The organism is Aliishimia ponticola, from assembly GCF_004803475.1.
Lineage (GTDB): Bacteria > Pseudomonadota > Alphaproteobacteria > Rhodobacterales > Rhodobacteraceae > Aliishimia > Aliishimia ponticola.
Window position 1 is genome coordinate 981,195 of sequence record NZ_SRKY01000001.1, and the last position, 24,285, is coordinate 1,005,479.

General features: G+C 60.5%; 20 protein-coding genes. 9 read left to right on the plus strand and 11 right to left on the minus strand.

Annotated features, from left to right (window positions below; all coding sequences use genetic code 11):
- Positions 1 to 20: 20 nt before the first annotated feature.
- From E4Z66_RS04695 to E4Z66_RS04730, 8 genes are all read right to left on the minus strand, one after another.
- Positions 21 to 596 (minus strand): holin family protein, encoded by a 576-nt coding sequence (locus E4Z66_RS04695; RefSeq protein WP_136461782.1) that lies wholly within the window; start codon positions 594 to 596, stop codon positions 21 to 23.
- Positions 587 to 1,198: a holin-associated N-acetylmuramidase gene (locus tag E4Z66_RS04700; RefSeq protein WP_136461783.1), complete on the minus strand. Its 612-nt coding sequence runs from the start codon at positions 1,196 to 1,198 to the stop codon at positions 587 to 589. Before E4Z66_RS04700 ends, E4Z66_RS04695 begins: the two co-directional genes overlap by 10 nt.
- An 82-nt stretch (positions 1,199 to 1,280) precedes the next feature.
- On the minus strand, positions 1,281 to 1,724 hold the full coding sequence (gene ccmE / locus E4Z66_RS04705; RefSeq protein ID WP_136461784.1) for a cytochrome c maturation protein CcmE: 444 nt from the start codon (positions 1,722 to 1,724) through the stop codon (positions 1,281 to 1,283).
- Positions 1,725 to 1,728: 4 nt separating this feature from the next.
- The gene (argC, locus tag E4Z66_RS04710; RefSeq protein WP_136461785.1) at positions 1,729 to 2,757 is read right to left on the minus strand and encodes an N-acetyl-gamma-glutamyl-phosphate reductase; all 1,029 of its coding nucleotides are present in this window, start codon (positions 2,755 to 2,757) and stop codon (positions 1,729 to 1,731) included.
- Positions 2,758 to 2,896: 139 nt separating this feature from the next.
- Positions 2,897 to 3,976 carry a Hint domain-containing protein gene (locus E4Z66_RS04715; RefSeq protein WP_136461786.1) on the minus strand — a complete coding sequence of 360 codons (1,080 nt, stop codon included), beginning with the start codon at positions 3,974 to 3,976 and terminating at the stop codon, positions 2,897 to 2,899.
- Positions 3,977 to 4,086: 110 nt separating this feature from the next.
- Complete coding sequence (locus E4Z66_RS04720; protein WP_136461787.1) at positions 4,087 to 4,896, minus strand: glutamate racemase; 810 nt, start codon at positions 4,894 to 4,896, stop codon at positions 4,087 to 4,089.
- Positions 4,897 to 4,902: 6 nt separating this feature from the next.
- Positions 4,903 to 5,781: a lysophospholipid acyltransferase family protein gene (locus E4Z66_RS04725; RefSeq protein ID WP_136461788.1), complete on the minus strand. Its 879-nt coding sequence runs from the start codon at positions 5,779 to 5,781 to the stop codon at positions 4,903 to 4,905.
- Positions 5,782 to 5,862: 81 nt separating this feature from the next.
- Positions 5,863 to 9,285, minus strand: coding sequence for an indolepyruvate ferredoxin oxidoreductase family protein (locus E4Z66_RS04730; RefSeq protein ID WP_136461789.1), 3,423 nt, complete (start codon positions 9,283 to 9,285; stop codon positions 5,863 to 5,865).
- A gap of 163 nt (positions 9,286 to 9,448) precedes the next feature.
- Here E4Z66_RS04730 and E4Z66_RS04735 point away from each other — a divergent pair, with 163 nt between their 5' ends.
- The 3 genes from E4Z66_RS04735 (at position 9,449) to E4Z66_RS04745 (ending at position 12,015) form a co-directional block, all read left to right on the plus strand.
- The gene (locus E4Z66_RS04735; protein WP_136461790.1) at positions 9,449 to 10,354 is read left to right on the plus strand and encodes a LysR family transcriptional regulator; all 906 of its coding nucleotides are present in this window, start codon (positions 9,449 to 9,451) and stop codon (positions 10,352 to 10,354) included.
- 332 nt (positions 10,355 to 10,686) lie between these two features.
- Positions 10,687 to 11,232: a hypothetical protein gene (locus tag E4Z66_RS04740; RefSeq protein ID WP_136461791.1), complete on the plus strand. Its 546-nt coding sequence runs from the start codon at positions 10,687 to 10,689 to the stop codon at positions 11,230 to 11,232.
- 333 nt (positions 11,233 to 11,565) lie between these two features.
- A complete protein-coding gene (locus tag E4Z66_RS04745) occupies positions 11,566 to 12,015 on the plus strand; it encodes a hypothetical protein (protein WP_136461792.1) in 450 nt (149 codons plus the stop codon).
- 162 nt (positions 12,016 to 12,177) lie between these two features.
- Here E4Z66_RS04745 and E4Z66_RS04750 read toward each other — a convergent pair whose 3' ends face one another.
- Positions 12,178 to 13,002 (minus strand): VPLPA-CTERM sorting domain-containing protein, encoded by an 825-nt coding sequence (locus E4Z66_RS04750; protein ID WP_246035879.1) that lies wholly within the window; start codon positions 13,000 to 13,002, stop codon positions 12,178 to 12,180.
- Positions 13,003 to 13,327: 325 nt separating this feature from the next.
- Between E4Z66_RS04750 and purL the strand changes: the two genes are divergently transcribed.
- Positions 13,328 to 15,487, plus strand: coding sequence for a phosphoribosylformylglycinamidine synthase subunit PurL (gene purL / locus E4Z66_RS04755; protein ID WP_136461793.1), 2,160 nt, complete (start codon positions 13,328 to 13,330; stop codon positions 15,485 to 15,487).
- A gap of 299 nt (positions 15,488 to 15,786) precedes the next feature.
- Positions 15,787 to 16,689: a hypothetical protein gene (locus E4Z66_RS04760; protein ID WP_211097108.1), complete on the plus strand. Its 903-nt coding sequence runs from the start codon at positions 15,787 to 15,789 to the stop codon at positions 16,687 to 16,689.
- A 6-nt stretch (positions 16,690 to 16,695) separates the two neighbouring features.
- Here E4Z66_RS04760 and E4Z66_RS04765 read toward each other — a convergent pair whose 3' ends face one another.
- Positions 16,696 to 17,949 (minus strand): vWA domain-containing protein, encoded by a 1,254-nt coding sequence (locus tag E4Z66_RS04765; RefSeq protein WP_136461794.1) that lies wholly within the window; start codon positions 17,947 to 17,949, stop codon positions 16,696 to 16,698.
- Between the two features lie 57 nt (positions 17,950 to 18,006).
- Positions 18,007 to 18,915, minus strand: coding sequence for an AAA family ATPase (locus E4Z66_RS04770; protein WP_136461795.1), 909 nt, complete (start codon positions 18,913 to 18,915; stop codon positions 18,007 to 18,009).
- Positions 18,916 to 19,146: 231 nt separating this feature from the next.
- Here E4Z66_RS04770 and E4Z66_RS04775 point away from each other — a divergent pair, with 231 nt between their 5' ends.
- From E4Z66_RS04775 to E4Z66_RS04790, 4 genes are read left to right on the plus strand one after another with little or no spacing between them, the layout of a single operon-like run.
- On the plus strand, positions 19,147 to 20,187 hold the full coding sequence (locus tag E4Z66_RS04775; RefSeq protein ID WP_136462134.1) for a glycosyltransferase family 2 protein: 1,041 nt from the start codon (positions 19,147 to 19,149) through the stop codon (positions 20,185 to 20,187).
- Positions 20,184 to 20,819 carry a sulfotransferase family protein gene (locus tag E4Z66_RS04780; protein WP_136461796.1) on the plus strand — a complete coding sequence of 212 codons (636 nt, stop codon included), beginning with the start codon at positions 20,184 to 20,186 and terminating at the stop codon, positions 20,817 to 20,819. Before E4Z66_RS04775 ends, E4Z66_RS04780 begins: the two co-directional genes overlap by 4 nt.
- Complete coding sequence (locus tag E4Z66_RS04785; protein ID WP_136461797.1) at positions 20,819 to 23,155, plus strand: glycosyltransferase family 2 protein; 2,337 nt, start codon at positions 20,819 to 20,821, stop codon at positions 23,153 to 23,155. The genes E4Z66_RS04780 and E4Z66_RS04785 overlap by 1 nt, the downstream gene beginning before the upstream one ends.
- A complete protein-coding gene (locus E4Z66_RS04790; protein ID WP_136461798.1) occupies positions 23,156 to 24,214 on the plus strand; it encodes a glycosyltransferase family 2 protein in 1,059 nt (352 codons plus the stop codon).
- The last annotated feature ends 71 nt before the right edge of the window (positions 24,215 to 24,285 follow it).

Consider the following 24,285-nt stretch of genomic DNA (forward strand, 5'->3'; position numbering starts at 1 on the left):
CGAAAGCGGCTGGCCCATGGTCAGGCGCGTTTCTTGCGCCACGCCTCAAGCGCCGGGTTCGGATCGGGGATCAGTGCGGCGAATTGCAGACCGCTATCGGCACCGGTATCCGCCGTGCCCGGATCGTCGTGGCGCATCTCGCGCAGTTGGCGGATATTCTCCATCACCTGCGGCGCCCGTGTGACCGTGGCTGCGATTTCCCGTTGGAATTGCTGCGTTTTGACCTGATGACGCGCGCCGAAATAGAAGCTGACGATCACGCCCAGTAGCCACCAGAGCGGCTCTGGCACCAAGGCGATGCCCTGCATCCGTTCGGCGAACCAGATCGGGTCCACCATCGCGCAGACGAACAGCCCGATCGTGCCAAGTGCCAACAGCGGGCGCGGCACCCGGTTCACCCCATCCATGAACTGGTCGAACCCGCCCTGCCGGGCGACGGCGAACTCCGCGCCGTGCTGCTCCATCGCCTGTATCTGCACCTGCGTGCCGCGCTGATCGGCCTCGTTGGCGTTCTCGCGGAACACCTCCACCGTTTCCTTCACCACGTTGCGCCCGTTTCCGAACAGGAACCCCAACACTCCTTCGATCATCCCCATGCTGCTACCCTCTGTGCGAATTGCTCTCCGGTCATGTGAAACTTCGGACGCATGAACTCCTCGGCGCGCTTGATCCAGCCGCCCTTGCCGCCGGCCCGCGTGCGAGCATATTTGCGTGACGCCGCGCGCCGATCGGCAAGCCGGAAGTAATAGTTGCGCCGCGCGATGGCATAGGCATCCGCGATATGGTCCGGCGCCGCGGCATAGGCTTCGTGCGCGGCGGTGTAGGTTTGCGGCCCGATCGCCCCGTCCACGGTGACGTTCCACCCCATCTCGCGCAGCAGCCGTTGCAGGATTTTCACCGCATTGCCGCCCGCGTTGACATACATGTCGAACACCGAGGCTTGCAGAACGTCCGGCAATTTCGCGATGCGCGGACGTTCGAAATAATGGTCGATAAAGATATCCACGGCCTGTTCGCGCGTCAGGCGCTTCACATCCGCGGGCGTAATCTGGCCATCCTTGTTCAGGTCAAGGCCAAGACGGCGCATGGTGTGAATGGTCACACCCCAATTTGTCGCCCCACCCGGATCGTCCGGGTCATTGACGTAGCCGCCCTCACGGGCAACGATCTCTTCCGCTATGTCACGTACTGTCGGCATGAGCAGCTCCCCTCCGCCTTTCTCTTGCGAACCGGGGATCACTATGCCGAGGCGGGGTTAAAACCCGCCCGGAGGAGCGTTCTTAGCTTTCAGGCTCTTGATAGACACCTTGTTCCTTGAGCGCATCGACGACCTCTTTGGGCATGTAGGTTTCGTCATGTTTCGCAAGGATTTCAGTGGCTTCGAAGACACCATTCACATATCGGCCCGTGCCGACCATGCCTTGGTTCTCCTCAAACAGATCCGGAAGGACACCTGTGAAGGTTACCGCAACGGACGCTCCCCCATCGGTGACGCTGAATCGGATCGTCTCTCCCTGACCGCGCTCAAGCGAGCCTTCTTCGACCAGCCCGCCAATGCGGAAAACCTCTGTCGGTTGGGGAGGTTCTTCCATGACCTGACTGGGCGAGCGGAAGAAATTGATACCGTCCCGCATGGCATAGCCGATCAAACCCGTCGAAACGATCAGCGCCACGACGGTAAGCGCGATAACCTGAATACGACGTTGCTTCTTGAGCGATTTCATGCGGTCACGGGAAAAGCGGAGCCATCATCAGCCCCTGTGTCTCTGGCAAACCTAGCATCAGATTGGCATTCTGCAACGCTTGACCACTGCTACCTTTTGTCAGGTTATCCAGCGCCGCCACCACGATGGCGCGCCCGTCGATGCGATCCCCGGTCACGCCGAGATGGCAGAAATTCGATCCGCGCACATCGTGGGTGGACGGCGTCGCGCCAAATGGCAGCACCTCGATAAAGGTCTCGGTCGCATAGGCCTGCTGCAATGCCTGATGTACTGCCGCCGGATCGCCATGGACATAGGCCGTTGCCAGGATGCCCCGGTTTGCCGGGATCAGATGCGGCGTGAATTGAATATGCACGGGCCGCCCGGCAAGCGCCGAAAACTCCTGATCAAACTCGCCCAGATGCCGGTGCGTGCCACCGACGGCATAGGCATTGGTGCCCTCGGAAAGCTCCGCATGCAGCAGGTTTTCCTTCAGCGACCGCCCTGCCCCGGACACGGCGCATTTGAGATCCAGAATGATGTGATCAAGGTCGATCACCCCCGCTTCGATCAGCGGACGCAGTGCGAACTGGCCGGTCGCCGCATTGCAGCCTGTGCCCGCCACAAGCCGCGCCGCCGCGATCTGGTCGCGGTAGAATTCCGTCAGGCCATAGACGGCTTGGCCCTGCATTTCGACAGCGCCATGGGCGTTGCCATACCATTTGGCATAAGCCTCTGGATCGCGCAGACGGAAATCAGCGGACAGGTCGACGATCTTAAGCGTTTTGGGCAGCGCAGAGATCACCTCTTGCGAGGTTTTATGCGGCAGCGCGCAAAAGCACAGGTCGATCCCGGTCCAATCGATCTCGTCGATGGTGACAAGCTGCGGCAGGTCCAGATGTCGCAAGAACGGGAACACATCGGCCATCGCCAGGCCCGCCTTTGAATTGGCGCCAAGCGCGGCAATCTCCATCCCGCCATGGGTAGAGATCAGCCGGATCAATTCCGCCCCGGTGTAACCCGACGCGCCGAGGATTGCGATCTTTGCGGTCATGTCTTGTCTCTCGCGATCGAAGTGTTCGGAACACGTGCCCGACACTGCCCTGTTCTGGTAGCCAAATGGTCATATTGGAAGGGCATCGCCTTGGCAAGCAGCGCTGCGGGTCCGGTGCGCGGCACGCCCGTTTGCAGGTTCAGCTTGGCTCCGCGCAGCGTTGCGCGTCATCCAGCCCGATAGCGGCCACCGCGTCCACATGGGCCGGCAAGTCGCGTCGCCGCGCGTATGGGACCACCGGCGCGCCATAGGCCACCGCCAAATCCTGCGGCTTGGCAGATGGAAACCGCGCCAGCAGTGACAGGCGCGCCAACGGGGCCAGGGATGCCACCGATTGCGGGCCGGGATAGAAGGATTCCGTAGCCACCCCATTGGCAAAGACGATTTCGTGATGGGGCAACATGAAATGCACATAGGTCACGGATCGGACACCGCTTGCGACACGGACCGCCCCGCCTTCAAGGCGCAACAGCTGGGACGCGCGGGCCAGCTTGGCCTCCGACATGTCCGGCGTGCGCACAAGCACCCCGTGCTGGCGCGACAACAGCAGCCGCCCCTGGCAGCCCGTCCAGCCCGGCTCAAGCGCGACGGGGCGCAGTTCGGGATACGCGGCAAGCTGCGCGGCCCCCACATGGCGCGATCCGACCCACCGGATGGGTTGCGCGCCGCTGCCTTGGGTCGTGACCAGATCCCCCACACGCAGGCTTTCCACCGCCCGCGCGCCGCTTGGCGTCAAGATTTGCGTTCCATGGACAAAACAGGCGACATTCGAGAACCACGCGTAAGACGCGGTATTGCCATCGGGGGTCGCCCCGTCCGGATCGTCATTGGCCGCATCCTCGAAGGTGGTCTGCGTATAGACCGTGCCGGGGACCAATGGCTCGCTCACAAGATAGCCGACATGCTGGCCCGCGATTTCGATGCGTTCGACCCAGATATTGGTCCCTGCGGAATCGGACAGGACATAGAATTCTTCGTCATAAACCTGCCCGCGCGCGATGGTCGCCCCGGAGGTGTCTGTCACGCTGGCATTCTGGTCGCTGTCGTTGCCGACCTCGTCGTCGAAATTGTCGCCGGACAGGTATTCGTCATCGTCGGCAATCGTGAAGGTCACTGTGTGCAGATCGGGATCGTAATCCGAACGGAGGGTCCATGTCCCGGCCGCGCTGTCATATACAAGCGTGTCCGTCGCATACCCCGAAAATGTATAGACCGCCATCGACTGGACCTCGCATCATGCAGGGGCCGTTCTAGGAGATAGGTCTTCAGAAATAGCTAAAATGCGGGTTGCCGGTCGCGCCTGAACGGGCAGCGGAACGGCAGAGGTGATCAAGCCTGCACGAATTCGATCTTGCGCCGCAGGAATTGGGTTGCCCGGTCGCTGACCCGTTTGGGATCGCCCGTTGTGACGAAAGCTGCCTTGGAACTGCCAATCATGCCGGGATGGCGGCTGAGATAATCGGCAAGGCTTGCCGCGACCAGATCGCCTTGCGAGAACACCCGCACATCCGCGCCCAAAGCGTCCTGAAACACCTGCGCCACCAATGGGTAATGCGTGCAGCCAAGGATGGCGGCCTGTGGCATCGGCATCTTGCGCTTCAGCGCTTCGACATGCGAACGCACCAGCGCCTCGGCAAGGATCATGTCCCCCTCCTCGATCGCGTCCACGACGCCGCCGCAGGCCTGCGCCTCCACATCGACGCCGATGGCGCGGAACGCCAGCTCGCGCTGAAATGCGCGCGAGGCCACCGTGGCCGGGGTCGCGAACAGCGCCACATGCTTGACCTGGACTTCGCGCGGCGGTGAGTTATCGCCCCACTGGCGCTCGGTCAGCGCTTCGATCATGGGCACAAAGACACCCAGCACGCGCTTGCCTTTGGGCACCCCGGCTTCTTGCATCCGGCGCAGCGCCGCCGCCGACGCGGTGTTGCAGGCAAGGATGACCAGATCGCAACCCGCATCCCACATCGCGTGAACGGCATCGCGGGTCAGGTTGTGAATATCGTCCATGGTGCGCACGCCATAGGGCGCATGGGCACTGTCCGCATAGTAATACAGCGGCACATCCGGCAGCTGTTTCGCCACCGCGTCAAGAACGGTCAGCCCGCCAAGGCCGCTGTCGAAGATACCAATTGCCATAATCTGTCAGCTGCGATGATGTGTTTCGAATTCGTACCCCAAAGCGAGGGGGTTGGCCACGTTTGGTGCCAGCCCATACGTGCTTTGGCGCAGGAAATCCATCATCGCCTTGCTGTCCTTGGACAGCGGGTCCAGTTGGTCGCGCCCAATCGGGTCGCCGATGATGACTTCGACCGGCGTATCCACGCGCTTTTTGAACTCTTTGATCAATAGTCCCATGCGCAGGGTCGTGTGCATGTGGCTGGCGATCTGGAACAGGCGCGACGTGGTCCCCTTGAAGAAGATCGGCACCACCGTTGCCTGTGATTTGGCCACCATGCGGGCCGTGAAGCCGCGCCAGCGCGGGTCCAGCGGCTTGGAGAACGGCTTGGCCGCCGTCGATACCGTGCCACCCGGAAACACGCCGATGGCCCCGCCCTGTGCCAGATAATCCAGCGAGGTCTTGCGCGTTTCGATATTGAGCTTCATCGCTTCCTTCGTCTCGTCGAAGGAGATCGGCAGAATGATGCGGTTCAGGTCTTCGGCCTTGCGGAACACGCGATGCGCCAGAATGCGGAAATCACCGCGGGTTTCGGACAGGATATGCCCCATCATCAGCCCGTCGAGGATGCCGTAGGGATGATTGGCGATCAGGATCAGCGGCCCGTCTTTCGGGATGTTGTCCAGCGATCCGCCTTCGACCTTCAGCGTCAGTCCATAGCGGTCGACCATCACCTCCCAGAAATCGCGCCCGGAGGCGACTTCGGTCTCGTACCCCTTGGCCCGTTTGATCAGCCCGATCCGCCCCGTGGTGTTTTCCATGAAGCGGATCATCGCCTTGCCGCTCCGCGTCTGGGCGGAATGGGCATAACTGATGTCACGTGCGATCTGGCGATTGGCGGCCATGTTTACAGCTCCGGCGGATATCGTCTCTATTTTACGTGCGGAGCGTTTATATGCCTAGCCTTTATGACAGCGCAATGACGATTACTCTGCCGCCTGACCCAAGGACGGTCCCCCCGCTTTGATGACGGCCAGAAGCTCCTCTCGGCGCTTTGCGGCCTTGGCTTCATTGGCCTGCTTGACCGGACCGAAGCCACGGATTTGCAGGGGCAATTCGGCCAGCGCGATGATCGCATCCCGCCGCGCGGTATCAAGCTGCGGCAGCACCGCGCGCATGTCCTTTTCGTACTGGGAAATCAGCGCCCGTTCCATCCGGCGTTCCGCCGTGCGCCCGAACAGGTCAAACGGCGTGCCCCGCAGACGTTTCATCCGCGCAAGCAGCGGGAAGAAGCGTTCGATCCACGGGCCGAGCTCGCGCTTTGCCGGACGCCCGCCCGGACCTTCCTTGGCCATGATCGGCGGCGACAGGTGGTATTTGAGGGTGAAATCACCGTCGAATTCGGCAGCGGCCTTCTTGCGCGTTTCCATCAGCAGGCGCGCGACCTCGTATTCGTCCTTGTAGGCCAACACCTTGTGATAGCCCTTGGCGACGGCCTCTTTCACATCCGCATCCGCCACATTGTCCACCAGCTTGCGATAGCGTTTTGCCAGACGCTTGGACTGGTAAGCCGTCAGATGATCGGCGCGGAACGCAATCCGGTCTTCCAGCGATTGCGGCAGGGTGACGACGTTGCTCGGAGCGATGATCTTCTCCGCCTCTTGTGGGTGAAGAACGGCCCAACGCCCGATATCAAAAGCGCGCAGGTTGCGTTCGACCGCCGCGCCGTTGAGTTCGACCGCCATGCGGATCGCCTCGCCCGAAATCGGCAGAAGCCCAAGCTGCCACGCGGCCCCGAAAATCATCATGTTGGAGAAAATGGAATCGCCAAGGCTGGCCTTCGCCAGTTCCGACGCATCAAAAAGCGACAGCCGCTCGCGCAGGCGGGCCTGCAAGGCGACCTCAAGCCGGTCGGAGGGCAGCGCGAATTCCGTATTGCGGGTGAAATCGCCGGTGATGATCTCGTGGCTGTTGACCACCGCACCAGTGCGCCCCGTGGCCGTCAGGCCCAGCGTCTTGGCCCCGGCGCTAACCACCAGATCGCCGCCGATCAGCGCGTCCGCCTCGCCCGTAGAGACACGCACCGCGTTGATGTCAGAGGGCTTTTCCGCGATACGGCAATGGATATGCACCGCGCCGCCCTTCTGGGCCAGCCCCGCCATTTCCATCATCGCCGCGCCTTTGCCGTCGATCTGCGCCGCCTGCGCCAGCACCGCGCCAATGGTCACCACGCCAGTGCCACCGACCCCGGTGATCACCACGTTCCACGTGCCATCGATGGCGGGCAACACTGGCTCTGGCAGGTCGGGCAAATCCAGTTCCGCCGTGGCCTGACGCTTCACCTGCGCGCCCTCGACCGTCACGAAGCTGGGGCAGAACCCCTTGAGACACGAGAAATCCTTGTTGCAGGACGACTGGTCAATGGCGCGCTTGCGGCCCAGCTCAGTCTCTGCCGGTACGATGGAAACACAGTTCGACTGCACCCCGCAATCGCCGCAGCCTTCGCACACATCGGTATTGATAAAGACACGGCGATCGGGATCGGGGAACTTGCCCCGCTTGCGTCGCCGCCGCTTTTCCGCCGCGCAGGTCTGGATATAGACAAGGATCGACACGCCTTCCGTCTTGGCGAATTCCTCCTGCACTTTCTCCATGTCCGCGCGCTCATAGGTCTTGATGCCCGATGGAAAGCGCGACAGGTCCACATCTTCCTTTTCGTCATAGACGACCGCGATATTCTCGCAGCCCATCGCCCGGACCTCATTGACGATCTGATACGGGGACAGATCGCCCTCGTTATGCTGCCCGCCCGTCATCGCCACGGCGTCATTGTAGAGGATCTTGTAGGTGATCGTCGTCCCCGCCGCGAGCGCCGCGCGGATCGCCTGAACGCCCGAATGGTTATACGTGCCGTCGCCAAGGTTCTGGAAAACATGCTCGCGTGTGCTGAACGGCGCCTCGCCAATCCAGTTCGCGCCCTCTCCGCCCATATGGGTGAAGCCAAGCGTCTCGCGGTCCATCCATTGCACCATGAAGTGACAGCCAATCCCCGCATAGGCGCGGCTGCCGTCGGGTACCTTGGTGGAGGAGTTATGCGGGCACCCGGAACAGAAATAGGGCAAGCGCGCCGCGATTTCTTGGGCGTTATCGGCCCGCCGCGCATCGTCCAGCGCGGCCAGTCCGGCCTGAATACCATCTGTGTCGCGCCCTTCCTCGACAAAGATATCGCCGAGCTTTTGCGCAATCCAATGCGGGTTCAAATCGCCATGGGTCGGGAACAACTCCTCGCGGTGCAGACTACCTGCCCCGCCCTTGTACCAGCCATAAACGCGCCGACCGCGCCGGTCGTCAAAGATGGCTTCCTTGATCTGCACTTCGATCAGCTTGCGCTTTTCTTCAACGACGACAATCAGATCGAGCCCCTCGGCCCAGTCATGGAATCCCCTCATATCCAGCGGGAAAGTCTGCCCCACCTTGTACAGCGTGATGCCCAGACGCTCGGCCTCGTTCTCGTCGATGTTCAAAAGCGCCATTGCGTGCAGCACGTCGAGCCAGTTCTTGCCCGCCGACACGATCCCGATTTTCGCGCCCGGTTTGCCCCAGACACGCTTGTCCATGCCGTTGGCATGCGAAAACGCCTCTGCCGCGTACCGCTTATGCTTGATCAGGCGTTCTTCTTGCTGGTGCCGGTCATCGACAAGGCGGATGTTCAGCCCGCCTTCCGGCATATCGAATTTCGGCGCGGCAAAGCTGTAGCGATCCAGACCCGCTTCGACCACGGCGGTCGCCTCAATCGTGTCCTTCATCGTCTTGAGGCCGACCCAAAGCCCGGAAAACCGGCTGAGCTGGAAGCCGTAAAGCCCGTAATCCAGAATTTCCTGCACCCCCGCCGGCGACACGATCGGCAGATAGGCATCCATCAGCGCCCATTCGGACTGGTGCAGAACGGTGGAGCTTTCGCCCGTGTGGTCATCGCCCATCGCGACCAGCACGCCACCATATTTCGACGACCCCGCCATATTGGCGTGGCGGAAGACATCGCCGGTGCGGTCCACACCCGGCCCCTTGCCGTACCACAGCCCGAAAACACCGTCATACTTGCCCTCGCCGCGCAGTTCCGCCTGCTGGCTGCCCCACAGCGCGGTCGCTGCAAGGTCTTCGTTCAGCCCGGCCTGAAACAGCACATCGGATTTCTTGAGAAAGGATTCAGCCCGCATCATCTGCATGTCGACCGCACCCAGCGGCGAGCCGCGATACCCGGTGACAAGCCCGCCCGTGTTCAAACCCGCCGCCGTATCGATCGCCTTTTGCATCAGCATAAGCCGCACAAGGGCCTGCGTGCCGTTCATCAGAACCGGCGATTTCTCAAGATCGAAGCGGTCATTGAGTGAGATTTTCTGCGTGCTCATCCTGAAGCGCCTCCCCGCGCAACCCAGTTTTGCATGATTTCGCTCAAATATAGGTCATCAATTCTGACCTGACGAGCGTTTTTTTTCCCCCTTTTGTGAAAAGAACGGTTCAGGTTCATATAATATCGGCTAACTAGGGCGCGCCTGTAGGGAAGTTGTGTGTATGGACTGGGACAAGCTTAGAATATTTCACGCTGTGGCCGATGCTGGCAGCCTGACCCATGCCGGGGATCGCCTGAATTTGAGCCAGTCCGCCGTCAGTCGGCAGGTGCGCGCGCTTGAAGAATCGCTGAACGCGACCCTGTTTCACCGTCATGCGCGTGGCCTTATTCTGACCGAACAGGGCGAATTTCTGTTTGACGCGACCTCTGCGATGTCCCGCAGGCTGGATACGGCCGCCGCGCGCATTCGCGACAGCGAAGAAGAAGTGTTTGGCGAATTGCGCGTCACCACGACCACGGGCTTCGGGTCCATCTGGCTGGCGCCGCGCCTCAGCAAGCTTTATGCGAAATTCCCCGATCTGAAGGTCGACCTGATGCTGGAAGAGCGCGTGCTGGACCTGCCCATGCGCGAGGCCGACGTTGCGATCCGCATGAAAGAGCCCAGCCAGGCCGATCTGATCCGCAAACGGTTGATGAGCGTTCGGATGTCGATGTTCGCCACGCGGAAATATATCGACGAAAACGGGATGCCCGCGACCATTGATGATCTGCGCGACCATCGCCTGATCTGCCAAAGCCCTGACAGCACGCAGGTCAGCGCGGGATTGACCCTTGTTCAGAACCTTCTGACACATCAGCCGCGGTCGCTTTTGTCGGTCAACAATTACTTTGGCGTGTTGCAGGCCGTGCTGCACGATCTGGGGATCGGCGTTCTGCCCGACTATGTCGCGATCGAGAACCCCGGCCTGGTCGCCGTGCTGAGCGATACGCATTCTGCCGAGGTGCCCGTGTTCCTCGCCTACCCTGAAGAACTGCGCCAATCAAAGCGCGTTTCGGCCTTCCGCGACTTCGTTCAGGAAGAGATCAAAGCCTATCGCCAGCAATCCCGGGAAGTGCACAAAAATTAAGCTATGCAAAAATTGCATAGCGGACATTCACCAAGTGCGACCTTTTTGACCTTGATTGCGCAAGGACTGCTGAATAGTTGATCGATTGACGATGATGATCGGGCAACCGCGTCATCTTCATACCTCCCTGTTGGACTGGCCGAGCCTTGTGCTCGGCCTTTTTTTTTTGCGTTTTCGCCAGCAATCGGTGTGCGCGATGGGCGGAAACAACCACCAGTTGCTATTACGCGACGTTAACTTCTGATAAGGTTAACGCAGAAGGCTCCATTTTTAAGACGTTAACCAGTTCGACGGCAGCAATTTTTAGCTGCTTCTACGATGGGAGAGCGACATTGAAGATTGTAAATTACCTGCTGCCTGCGCTTTTGACATGCGGATTTGCGGCGACTGCCTCGGCCTCGGTGATTGGGCCGTTTGACAAGGAGAACGGCGAAGCGGCGGAAATCGCGGCAGCGCTGACACAGCTTTCGGATGCGGGCGCGGATACCTCCGGGTGGGTCGCGTTGGGCAAACTCGAAGAAGGCGACATCGTTTCTGGCCTCAATATCGAGACCGAAGACTATGGCCTTGGCCTCGACGCGACACTCACCGATCTGTTCTATGACGGCGGAGAGTTGAAGGGCTTTGACATGGCGCTTGATGCTGTGGCCGGATACGAACTGACCGCCGTGCTGATCAAAGCGGGCACAAAGCACATCATCTACTACGCCAACATGTTCGATGACATGCGGACGACGCTGCTGGACGACAAGGCCGTGAGCCACGTGTCCTATTTCGGGACGGTGTCGATGTCAGCCGTTCCGCTGCCAGGCTCACTGCCACTTCTGGCGGGTGGTGTCATTCTGGGCGGTGCGGTGCTGCGGCGACGCAAAGGCTGACACCTTTTGTCAAACCGATTTGGATGAGGGGCGCCGTTTCGGTGCCCCTTTTCGCATTTCCGGCCCAAATACACGGCGCAGGCTGCACAGCGCCGAGATGGGCCGAAACCACACTATTTATCCGCGCGCGAGTCACCAGATTTGCTTTCGTTCCACAGAAATTTCAAAATCTTTGTGAAGACATTTATTGTCACATAAGATCAGCACCTTACACGAATCTTGCACCCCACTCACGTTGACGATTTGGGCGTCTCGAATAGCTTTTTTGTCATCACCAACGGCGCGGTGATCCTCTGATTGCCAACAGCGCCACAATGGAAAGGACTAAACGCTATGAAACGCATTCTGACACTGACAACCGCTGCTGCTGCTCTTGTTGCAACGACCGCTTTCGCGGACGCACCGTTCAAAGGTTCGGACAACAAAGCCTACCCCACGCTGGAAACTGAACAAGCTGCCAACCATGCAGCCAAAGGCGTTCGCTACAACAAGGACACCATGTCGGACATCTCTTACGGTTCGGGCATCTACACCACCGAAGGCACCGTGATCGGTTCCATCGAAAGCTGGGAGCGTGATGGCGCAGGCAGCGAAATGACTGTCGCCCTGAACGAAGAAGCAGGCATCCCCGCCGACACGCTGGTGCTGTCCATCGCACCGGAAGCCGTGATGAAAAGCGATAATGTCGTGATGCTGGACACCACGCTGGCCGAGCTGAAGCTGAAGGCTGAAGCCAACACCATCGGCGAGAAGAAAGAACGCATCGAGATCGACATCAACTGATCGATCTGACGTTCGGCCCCCGGCGCACGACGCCGGGGCGCCCTACTGCCTATAAATCGGGTCGTGCGTTTCCCTCGTCGCGCGGCTCGATTTTTCGTTCTGGCCAACGAAAAAAGGCGCCCCGTCAGGAGCGCCCTTCTCACTGCATATATATAGTGTCGCTTACGCGGCTTTGCGGCGGCGCATGACGCCCAGACCGCCCAGACCTGCCAGCAGCATCCAGCTTGCAGCCGGAAGCGGCACGGCGGATACCGGCGGCGTAACAACGGCCGGACCCTGAACGATCAGACCGTTTGCAGCCAGACCGCTGGGATCGCCAAAGAACGCACCGACAGTTTGTTCGCCTTCGAAGTTCGTTGCTTGGCTTTCGGAGTAAAGGATCGTTTCCAATTCGATCGTTTCGCCATCCGCGAAATTGCCAAGGAACAGCGTCTCTGTCAGATCGTCGATCGTGACCAACTGACCCGTCACAACGCCGGGGTCAAACGGGTCGACGACGTCTTCGACCGAATAGGTGAAGTTCTCGACATTCGCGACGGTGAAGCCATCATCGACGCCGCCGAAGAGTTCGATATTCGCGCTGTAGATCGACGTGCCGTTCAGCAGTACCTCGTAAGAAATCTTGTTCCCCGCGGCATCGCTGTCTGCATCATCAATCCCGTCGAACGGGTTCGAATAGTCCCGGTACGCGCTGTAGCCATAGTTTTCCTGCACTTGCAGCGACAGATCGAACAGGCTGAAGGTAAAGCTATAGCCCTGCAACGCACCGGCTGTGTTCGTCGCGGATTGTTCCAGCACAGCGGTCGCGGACACGACTGAACGACCACCCGCGAACGGGGTTTCTACCGACGTGCTAACCGAGGAGGAGCCATCGACCCCTTGGAACGCGGTAGCTTCAAATCCAAGGACTTCGGAATCCGCGCCAAAATTAAGGTCTGTGACCGTTACCTCACCGCCAAAAGGCGTGTCGACGGTGGTTTCGGCCAAGGTAACTGTAGCGGCTTGAGCCGCGCCAACCGTTGCAAATGTGGCAACAATACACGCTGCCAAAGTATTATTATGCGTGATTTTCACGTTTATCCCTATCTTTCAGTAATTTATTAGTGGGAACCCCCAGTGCAATAGACTGGTTAATGCTTGAATTATCAACGGAAATTTGACCCGTTTCGCAAGTTTTTCCCCTTGCAATTGTGCAGGTGTCAAATTCCCAAGCAGCCACCTGCCCGCGCCCTTGGCCGGTGCCCTCTTTATTACCGCGCCGCCCGGCTGTATGAGGGCGTGAAAATCTGCCATTCGGGGGAAATCGAGGCACATGACCGAGCCAGCCATCACCAAGGATCTTATCGAAGCTCACGGCATCAAACCGGACGAGTATGACCGCATCCTTGAGATCATCGGGCGCGAGCCAACATTTACCGAGCTGGGCATTTTCTCGGCCATGTGGAACGAGCATTGTTCCTACAAATCGTCCAAGCTGCATCTGCGCAAGCTGCCGACCAAGGGCCCGCAAGTCATCTGCGGGCCGGGGGAAAACGCGGGCGTCGTAGATATTGGTGATGGGCAGGCCGTGGTCTTCAAGATGGAAAGCCACAACCACCCGTCCTATATCGAACCCTATCAGGGCGCGGCGACCGGCGTGGGCGGCATCCTGCGCGACGTGTTCACCATGGGCGCGCGGCCGATTGCCTCTATGAACGCGCTGAGCTTTGGCGAGCCTGCGCATCACAAGACGCGCCAGTTGGTCAATGGCGTCGTCGAAGGCATCGGTGGCTATGGCAACTGCTTTGGCGTGCCTTGTGTCGGCGGCGAAGTCCGGTTCGACCCCGCTTATAATGGCAACTGCCTAGTGAATGCCTTTGCCGCGGGCCTCGCGGATGCGGACAAGATTTTCTATTCAGCCGCGTCCGGCGTCGGAATGCCGGTCGTTTATCTGGGTGCAAAAACCGGGCGCGACGGCGTTGGCGGTGCAACCATGGCCAGCGCCGAATTCGATGACACGATTGAAGAAAAGCGCCCCACGGTGCAGGTGGGCGACCCGTTCACCGAAAAGCGCCTGATGGAAGCGACGCTGGAACTGATGCAGACCGGCGCGGTGATCTCGATCCAGGATATGGGCGCGGCGGGCCTGACCTGTTCGGCCGTGGAAATGGGCGACAAGGGCGGTCTTGGGGTGAAGCTGCATCTCGAAAACGTGCCGCAGCGCGAAGAGAACATGACCGCCTATGAAATGATGCTTTCCGAAAGCCAGGAGCGGATGCTGATGGTGCTCAAGCCCGAGCTTGAAGCCGAAGCCCGCGCGGTCTTTGTGAAATGGGATCTGGATTTCGCCATCGTGGGTGAAACAATCCCCGAAGATCGTTTCCTGATCCTGCACAATGGCGATGTGAAAGCCGATCTGCCCCTGTCCAAGCTGTCCTCCGAAGCACCGGAATATGACCGCCCCTGGGAACCGACCCCCGAGGCGACCCCGCTGGAGGACGTACCGCAAATCGATCCGATCGACGGGCTCAAAGCGCTGATCTCCTCGCCCAACTATGCGGGCAAGCAGTGGGTGTATGAACAGTACGACACGATGGTCATGGCCGACAGCGCCCGCACGCCGGGCCTTGGTGCCGGGATCGTGCGTGTGCATGGCACCGACAAGTTGCTGTCCTTCACCTCTGACGTGACGCCGCGCTATGTGAAGGCGAACCCGGTCGAAGGCGGCAAGCAGGCGGTGGCCGAAGCCTATCGCAACCTGTGCGCGACCGGGGCCAAGCCGCTGGCGACGACCGACAACCTGAATTTCGGCAACCCCGAAAAACCCGCGATCATGGGCCAGTTCGTTGGTGCGCTCGACGGGATCGGGCAGGCCTGTCTGGTGCTCGACATGCCCATCGTTTCGGGCAACGTGTCTCTGTACAACGAAACCGACGGTCAGGCGATCCTGCCCACACCTACGATTGGCGCGGTCGGCTTGATCGACCACCCCGACCACGTGATCGGCAACGAGGTGCGCGAAGGCCATGTGGCCATCGTCATCGGCGAAACCGAAGGGCATCTGGGCCAATCGGCGCTTCTGGCAGAGGTGTTCAACCGCGTCGAAGGCGACGCCCCTGCCGTGGATCTGGAAGCAGAGAAGGCCCATGGCGAATTCATCCGCGCTAACCGTGACCTCATCACCGCCTGCACCGACCTCTCCGACGGTGGCCTCGCCCTCGCCGCGTTCGAAATGGCGGAGGCCGCGGGCGTCGGGGTGCAACTGGACGACGACAGCACGCCGTTCCTGTTCGGCGAGGATCAGGCGCGCTACCTCGTGGCGTGCAACTTCGACAAGGCCGAGGCGTTGATGGTCGCCGCAGGCAGTGCCGGGATTCCCATCGTCACCGTCGGCAAGTTCACAGGCACCACAATGCGCATGGGCGCGTCCGAGGCCGAACTGGACGAGCTGAGCGCAATCTACCGCAACAGCTTCGCCGCGGCTGTGGCCTAAGCGCCCCCTGTGCTGGACCGGGGCGCATGAGCATCCCGGCCCACGCTGCGCCAACTTTGGACCAGGCCGGAACGATGCCTTCAGTCACCCGGCCGCACTGATCCGGGGGCGAGGCCCACGCGTTGTGCAACCGGCAATAGCCCGACCCCGTCCACCTGCTCGACTTGACTTAGGATTTGAGGCCGCGACTGCTTTATTAAGTTCGCTGCCCCAGCACTGACGAAAAGACATAGATGTCTTGAGGGAATAGCATCACATTATCAGGTATCCAATTTCGGGAGCCCAACAAAGGAAGTCTTATGTTCGACACCCCTTTGAATCATTTCAAGTCAGTTTTCGCGCACCACCTATTTGTCGTACCGTCGGACCGGAATTATTTCCTAGCAAGATTCGCGAAGACCTACGGCATGAACGAAGAGTTCTGGTGGCAAGCGCTCCAAACCATTGAAAAGCTATTAAAAGCTGGGCTTATCCTCAATGGAGTTTCGGTAAAATCCGCTAACGGTCACGACGTTGAGAGTCTTTGGATAAAACACAAGGAGCACTTCGGAGACTTAGCTGTAACGAAGCTGACGAAACCGGACAACCTTCCTGAAAATTGTTGGCCTAACGCCTCTGTGGATGAGTTTCTTGCTCGTCTTTATCGCATGGGGCAGCCAGACAGCCGTTACGGCCTGTTAGGTTATTCCAACCTTAAGTTTGACCTTTTTGTATTTGATCGTCTTGCCTTTGAGCTTCGGCGTCGGACGATTGGATTGGACTGGATCGTCGGCGAAGATTTTCCAAATGAAGGTTTAAAAGAACTTTATGGTCAGCCTTACCGCAGCGTCATCTCCGATTTTCCAGAACGCGAAATTCGAAAGATGAAAACGCCAACAGGGTCTTTCAGCGTGATTGGCTCTGAATTGGAGGATGTGGTATTTTCCTGGAACTATTCTTTCCGGCGAAGCGATGGTGACTTGGAACGCCCGACGCCTCCAAAAGTCGCAAGTACTATCCCTGGCTTCGGCAATTCCCACCTGAACCTCTTGTGGGAGAAAATATCCAACGGACATGTAACGGACGATGCTCGCGAACGCATTGAGTGGCTTCTGGAAAATGTCAAAATTGGTCGAGACGCCGAAAAAGCATTAAGAAGCAAACTGAATGGAACAGCGCGAAACAGCGGCACCGGGGCGGCGCCTCCTCAAGCGGGGCGTTGACGCCTCTTACAGCATCGCCATCAGGCGCGCCTTCTCTCCCTGATCGTCCTTCTTGGAAATCACCTCTGCCAGAGCCTCCAGTGAGGCGACGGAGTGCCCGGCCCGGAAGCTGTCCACATGGGGCAGCATCGCCGCGATGCCGGTGGCCTTGGGGGCGAACCCTTCCCAGCGCAGCAGCGGGTTCAGCCAGATCAGGCGTTTCGACGACAGGTGCAGCCGCTGCATCTGCTTGGAGAGCGCATCCGGTGCGCCCCGGTCCAGCCCGTCGGTAATCAGAAGCACCACCGCCCCCTGCCCCAGCACGCGGCGCGACCAATCGCGGTTGAAGTCCTCAAGGCAGTCCCCAATCCGGGTGCCGCCTTCCCAATCCTGCGCCTCCGCCCCTGCGGCCTGCAAGGCGGCGTCAACATCCCGCGTTTGCAGGTGGCGGGTGATATTGGTCAGCCGCGTGCCGAAGGTGAAGGCGTGGACCTTGGCCCAGCCCTGCCCCTTGGCATTCGACACCGCGTGCAGAAAATGCAGCACCACGCGGGAATATTGGCTCATGGAGCCGGAGATATCGCAGATGCAGACAAGGTTGGGCCAGCGGATGCGCGGCTGTTTGAGGGCGATGCTGTGCAGCTCGCCGCCGCGCCGCATCGCTTGGCGCAGCGTCCGCCCCGTATCGATCCGCCGCCCTAGGTGGCTGGCCTTGCTGCGGCGCGATTTGATCGGGTCCACCGGCAGCGTGAGGCGCGAGAGCATGCGTTTGGCGGCGGCCATCTCTGCCACAGACATCTGTTCGAAATCCAGCGTCTTGAGCTTTTCTTCCTGACTGATGGTGAGCGAGGCATCGAGCTCGATCTCGGTCCCTTCTGTTTCTGGTTCCTCGAACGTGTCCGGTGCGTCGCCCAGCCCGTCAAGCAGCGCCTCTGCCGCGCGTTTCTCCGCCGCCTGGGCCGCGCGCTCTTCGGCGACCCCGCGCACGGCGGGCAGCATCATCGACATCATATGTTCGAGATAGCGCGGATCGCGCCAGTAGAGCCGGAAGACCTGCGCGAAGACGCGGCGCTGTTCGGGTTTGGCGACAAAGCAGGATTGCAGCGCGAAGAAGAAATCCATCTTGTCGGTGAAGCCCGCCGCCTCTACCGCGCGCACGGCGTCGATCACGCGCCCCGGCCCGATGGGCAGTCCTGCGCGCCGCAACGCCCGTGCAAAATGGGTGATGTTTCCCGCCAGTTTCGGCGCGTCAGGTATTTCCAGCGGAAGATATTCAGGCACGGAATTTCCGGGGGCGCTGCCCCCGGACCCCCGGAGTATTTCGGGAACAATGAAGGATCATGCCGGTTCGAGCGCTGCCTGAGCTTCTTCCAGCAGGCGTTTGGCTTCTGAGCCTTGCAGCTTTTGGATATCGTCCTGGTATTTGAGGATGGCGCCCACCGTATCGGCGATAACCTCGGGCGAGAGGTTGATCACATCGAGGGCGAGAAGGCATTTGGCCCAGTCGATGGTTTCGGCCACGCCGGGATTTTTGAACAGGTCCTCGGTGCGCAGGCGCTGGACGAAGGCGACGACCTCGCGGGAGAGGGTTTCGGCGGCCTCCGGGGCGCGGGCGTGCAGGATTTCCAGTTCGCGTTCGAAGCCCGGGTAGTCGACCCAGTGGTAGAGGCAGCGGCGTTTGAGCGCGTCATGGACTTCGCGGGTGCGGTTGGAGGTCAGGATGACGATGGGCGGCTCAGGCGCCTTGATCGTGCCGAGTTCCGGGATGGTGACCTGAAAGTCGGACAACGCTTCGAGCAGGAAGGCCTCAAAGGGTTCATCCGTGCGGTCGAGTTCATCGATCAGCAGGACCGGTGCGCCTGCCGGGTCGGGCCGCATGGCTTGCAGGAGGGGGCGTTCGATCAGGTACTCATCAGAGAATAGTTCGGTTTGCAGCGCCGAGCGGGAGGCGTCACCGGCGGCTTCTGCGGTGCGGATGGCCACCATTTGTGCGGGGAAGTTCCATTCGTAGACAGCAGAGGATGCGTCGAGCCCTTCGTAGCATTGCAGGCGGATCAGGCGGCGGCCAAGCGCGGCGGAGATGGCTTTCGCGATCTCGGTTTTGCCGACGCCGGCTTCGCCCTCCAGAAACAGGGGGCGTCCCAGTTTGAGAGAGAGAAACACCACTGTCGCAAGATCGCGTCCGCAAACATAGCCTTCGCCCTCAAGCTGGCTTTGCACCGCGTCGATACTGTCAAATCCGGTCATGTATGCTCCTCCTGCCTTGCCAACCTGCACCCTGCGCCCGCCCCGTCAAGCGCGCGTTGCCCAAAAGACGCGCGGCTTGCGACCAAAGTGGCAACGCAATTGACCCGCCCCACCCCCAATGGCACGATAAACGCAAAATAAAGACGCGCGTGGCACAAGACCTGCGTGCAAGACGGCGGCGAGCAAAAGGCGACATCGGATGAGGTCCAGAAGGGTCCGGGCGGCGGCGGGATGAAAATCACCGCTGTCACATGCGTGAAGAACGAAGGGCCGTTCCTGTTGGAGTGGATTGCCTTCAATCGCCTGATCGGCGTCACCGATTTCCTGTTCTACTCCAATGATTGCACCGATGGGACGGACCGGCTGCTGGACGCGCTGGCCGAACGCGGGCTGGTTACGCATCTGCCCAACCCGGCAGAGGGCCGCAATTACCAGATGGAGGCGCTGAAAGATGCGCGGCAGCGTGATATCGTGGCCCATGCCGATTGGGTCTGGGTCGCGGATGTGGACGAATTCCTAAACATTCACACTGGCGACCATACGCTCCCTGCCCTGATCGCGGCCTGCGGCGATCCGCAGGCGATTTCGGTCACATTCCAGTTCTTCGCCAACAATGATGTGGATGCGTTCGAAGACCGCCCGGTCATCGCGCAGTTCCAACATTCCCATAATCCGGACCTGTGGTGCGGGGAGAGCGCGATTGAGGTCAAGACCCTGACCCGCCATGACTTCCCCCTGCAGTATTTTGGCGCGCACCGGCCGTTCTTCAAAGGCAACCTGCCGCCCGGCAAACGCCCGCGCTGGACCGATGGGTCGGGCCGCGACGTGCAGCACAGGTTCTTGGTGGCGGCCAATCCGCGCCGTATCCGCAAATTCCCCGCCCAGGGCGCGCGCGCCTTTGCCACGCTGAACCACTATGCGCTGCGTTCGCTGGACAGTTATCTGGTGAAGAATGACCGCGGCGACGTGAACCGGGAAAACCGGGCCTTCGACGACACCTATTGGCGCGAACGCAATGACCCTGCCTGGCACGACCCGTCGATCCTGCGCTATCTTCCGGCGTTGGAAAAAGCACTGGCCGCGTTGAAATCCGATCCGGAGATCGCCGCGCTGCATCAGGAGGCGGTGGATTTGCATATTGCGCGCCGCGACGCGCTTTTGGCGCAGCCTGAGTATCAGCGCATGCAGATGCAGTTGCGCCGGGCCTCCAAGCTGCCGCCACAGGAAGAAGACATGATGATCGCGCTTGGCCTGATGGAGCCTGCGCAATGACCGAGGCGGGCCAGCTGCGGGTGGTGAACCTTGGCTTGCCAAAGACGGGCACGACGACATTGTCGCGCGCGCTCAAAATCTCGGGCTTTCGGGTGGCGGATCACCGGATTCGCCGCCGCCAGACCCCCGAGAGTGCCCTGCACGATGCCTTTGTCGGCGATCTGATCTATGAGGGGTATTTCGCCACCGGCGATCCTGCTGCACGACTGCCCGGCTTTGACGCGATTTCCGAAATGTCCTGCCTGCGAGATGGTAAAAGCCTATGGCCGCAAATGGATTTCGCCGTGATCGACGCCCTGCGTGTGCATCATCCCGGTCTCAAATTCGTCGCCACGCGGCGCGCGGCTTGGGATGTTTCGCAATCCATGCTGGCATGGTCCGACCTTGGGCTGGACCGTTTGCCTGCGGGTGCGATCCCCGGCCTGCCCCCCGGCTTTGGCGAGACCTCGAAGGAACGCGAGACATGGATCGAGGCGCATTATGCCCATCTGGATGCGCTTTTCGCGGGCGATGCGGCCTATCTCGAACTGGATGTCGCGGCCCCGGACGCCCGGGCGCGGCTCGCGTCGCATCTGGGATGTGACATCGCGTGGTGGGGCCGCGCCAACAAACGCAAGGAGGCGTTGTCCTGATGCGGATCGACCTGCATATCGGTGTCGAACATTGCGGCGCGGCCCGCCTGCAATCGGTTCTGGCCGCGAAACGCGATCACCTCACCGCGAAAGGCATCCGTTATGCCAATGCGCCGGGCAACAAGAACCACACACGGCTTTGGATGGCGGTCACCGATCCGGGCCATGTGGACCCGCTGCGCTATAATCGCGGCTTCATTCCGGCAGAGAAGCAGGCGGACCTGCGTGCATCGCTGCAAGCGGCGCTGATGAGCGAGGTGAGCACGCACAAGCCCGATCAACTGATCCTGTCCGCGTCGCAATTGTGCTGGCTGGCGACCGACACCGAATTGACCCGTTTGCGCGACCTCTTGGCCCCCCTGTCTGAGGACATTCGCATCATTGCCCATGTGGATGAACAGGCCCGCCTGCTGACCCGCATCTACGCCGATCAAATTCACGAAGGGCGCGCCGCCTCTCTGGATCAGGAATTGTCGATCGCCGGGCGGGAGAACTGGTGGGACAGCGCCCTCAAATTCGCGCCGGAGATTTCTCCGAACGCGGGTATTTTCCTTGAAAATCAAGCCGCACCCTTCTGGCTCGATTACCGCCGGTTGGTGCAGCACTGGGAAGCCGTGTTCGGCGCGGGCAAGGTCGACCTTTGCGCCTATGACGAAGCGCGATTTGCCAGCGATGCCGTGACGGAGGATATCCGCCACGCCTTTCGTCTGCCAGATCAGATTGGCAAAGCCGCAGCCGGGAAACCGACCCAGCCCGCATCGGCGGCGACACTGGCCCGTGGCCGCCAGTTGAACGAGTTGATCCTGCGCGTGTTGCAAGACCGCAAGCGGGTGCTGCCGCGCCAGCTCTGGCGGTCTTTCATCCAAGAGATCAGTCTTGATGGCGCGCCCATCGACCCGGCCAGCCTGTCCGCAGTTTCCAAGAATTTTACCAAGGACAACAGAGCGCTGGCCGCCGCGCATACCGGGCTGACCGCGGATCTTTTCAAACGTGGCCGCGCCAAGGCCCAGTGGACAGAGGCGGACCCGGAATACGGTTTCCGCCCCTCGCAATACCTGCTGTCCTTCATGTGGCGCATCGACAAGGCCACACGCGAAGAACGCGACGCGAAGTCAGGCGCCGCCGCGCCCGCCACGCCGCAGGCCCATGATCTGAGTGAAAGCGCGCGCCAGATCATGCCGCCGCTGGCCGTGCAGAATTTCGAGAAACTGAAAGGTTCGCCCTTTGCGCCGCATAACCGTCTGGGTGCGGTGAACGAAGAAGACCTCGCCGCCGCCTACCCGCCGATGGCCCCGCGCCAGCTTGCCCCGGGAAGCAGCGGCAATGTCATCGTCGGCTGCATGAAGAACGAAGCGCCCTATATCCTTGAATGGGTGGCCTATCACCGTGCCATCGGCGTCGACAACTTCCTGATCTACACCAATGGCTGCGAGGACGGGACATCTGAACTGCTGGATCGGTTGCAGGAACTGGGCGTGCTGCAACACCGGCTGAATGACGACTGGCGCGGCAACTCTCCGCAGCAATTCGCGCTCAACCGCGCGCTGGAAGAACCGGTGATCCGCAACGCCGATTGGATCATCCATATCGACGTGGATGAGTTCATGAATGTGCGCTACGGCAATGGCACCTTGGATGATTTCCTTGCGCGCGTGCCGGATGCCACCAATGTCGCGATGACCTGGCGGCTTTTCGGACATAACGGCGTGACGGAACTGCGCGACGAGTTGGTGATCGACCAATTCGACACCTGCGCCCCGAAATTCTGCCCCAAGCCGCACACGGTCTGGGGCTTCAAGACGATGTTCAAGAATATCGGCGCTTACGAGAAAATCTCCTGCCACCGGCCGAACAAGCTGATCGGCGGCATGGAAGAGCGGGTGAAATGGGTCAACGGATCGGGTCAGGACATGACCCGCGAGGCCGCGAAATCGGGTTGGCGCAATTCGAAGAAGACCATCGGCTATGACCTGATCCAGCTCAATCACTACGCGCTGCGCTCGGCCGAGAGTTTCCTGATCAAACGCCAGCGCGGGCGTGCCCTGCATGTGGATCGGTCGATCGGGCTGAACTACTGGATCCGGATGGATTGGTCCGATCACCGCGACATCACCATCAAGCGCAACGTCCCGCGGGTCGAGATGGAGCGCAACCGCCTCTTGCAGGATGATCGCCTGCGCCAGTTGCACGAGGATGGGCTGAAATGGCACCGCGCCAAGGCCGACGAATTGCACGGCAAGGACGAATTCCGCGAACTCTACGAACAGGCGTTGCGCGTGAAGCTGACCCAGACCGAACGTGTCGCCTATGCCCTCGCCCTTGATATGGAGAGTTGAGTGCGCTGTCTCGCGGTCCTGACCGTCCGGAACGAGGCTGCCTTCCTGCTGGAATGGCTGGCGCATCACCGTGCGGTCGGATTCACGGATTTTCTTGTTTTTTCAAACGATTGCCAAGACGGCACGGACCTGATGCTGGATCGGTTGGAGGCGATGGGCCAGCTGACGCATCTGCGTAATGACGGCCCGCATGACAAGCGCGGCATCCAGTTCACCGCCCTCAAGACCGCCGCCTCGCAGGATATCGTGAAAACCGCCGACTGGATCTTGCCGCTTGATGTGGATGAGTTCGTCAACATTCACACTGGCGATGGCACGCTGACCGCGCTTTTCGCCGCCCTGCCCGAGGCAACGGCGATCACGCTGACATGGCGCCTTTTCGGCAGTTCGGACCATGTGCGCTACAAGGATATGCCGGTGACGCGCCGCTTTGCGCGCTGCGCCCCGGTGGTGATGCATTGGCCGTGGCGCTCTGCCATGTTCAAAACGCTTTATCGGAACGACGGCACGTATCGCAAACCCGGCGTGCACCGTCCACGCGACCCGAACCCGGACCGGCTGGAACAGGCCCGCTGGTTCGATGGCGAAGGCCGCGCCCTGCCCGATCAGTTCAAAACCCGGCGCATTTTTTCGCCCTACGGCCGATCCAACTATGCGCTGGCGCAACTCAATCACTATCCGCTGGGCGCGATGGAAAGTTACGTGGTCAAGGCGGACCGTGGCAGGGCCGTCCATTCCGATCACCTGCTGGACCTCGACTACTGGACAGAGCGGAATTGGAACACCGATTACGACCCCAGCATTCAGCGCTATGCCCCCGCGACAGATGCGCTGCTGGCCGACCTGCGCCAGGACCCGGAACTGGCCGCTTTGCACGACACCGCCGTGCGCTGGCGCAAGCAGAGATTCGAGGAACTGATGCTCCAAGAACCCTTCCGCGCACTCTTCGGACGGTTGCTGATGGCCGCCCCCGCCCGGCCCGTGCCCAAAGAAGCGGCGAAATTCATGATCGGCTTCGCCAACCGTTCACGATCCGAGAACAATAAAACCCAAGATTAAGCGACTATTTCCAAATTTTCGCCGCAAATCGCTGCTATTGCTTTTTGGGTATCAGCGCCGCATCACTGCGG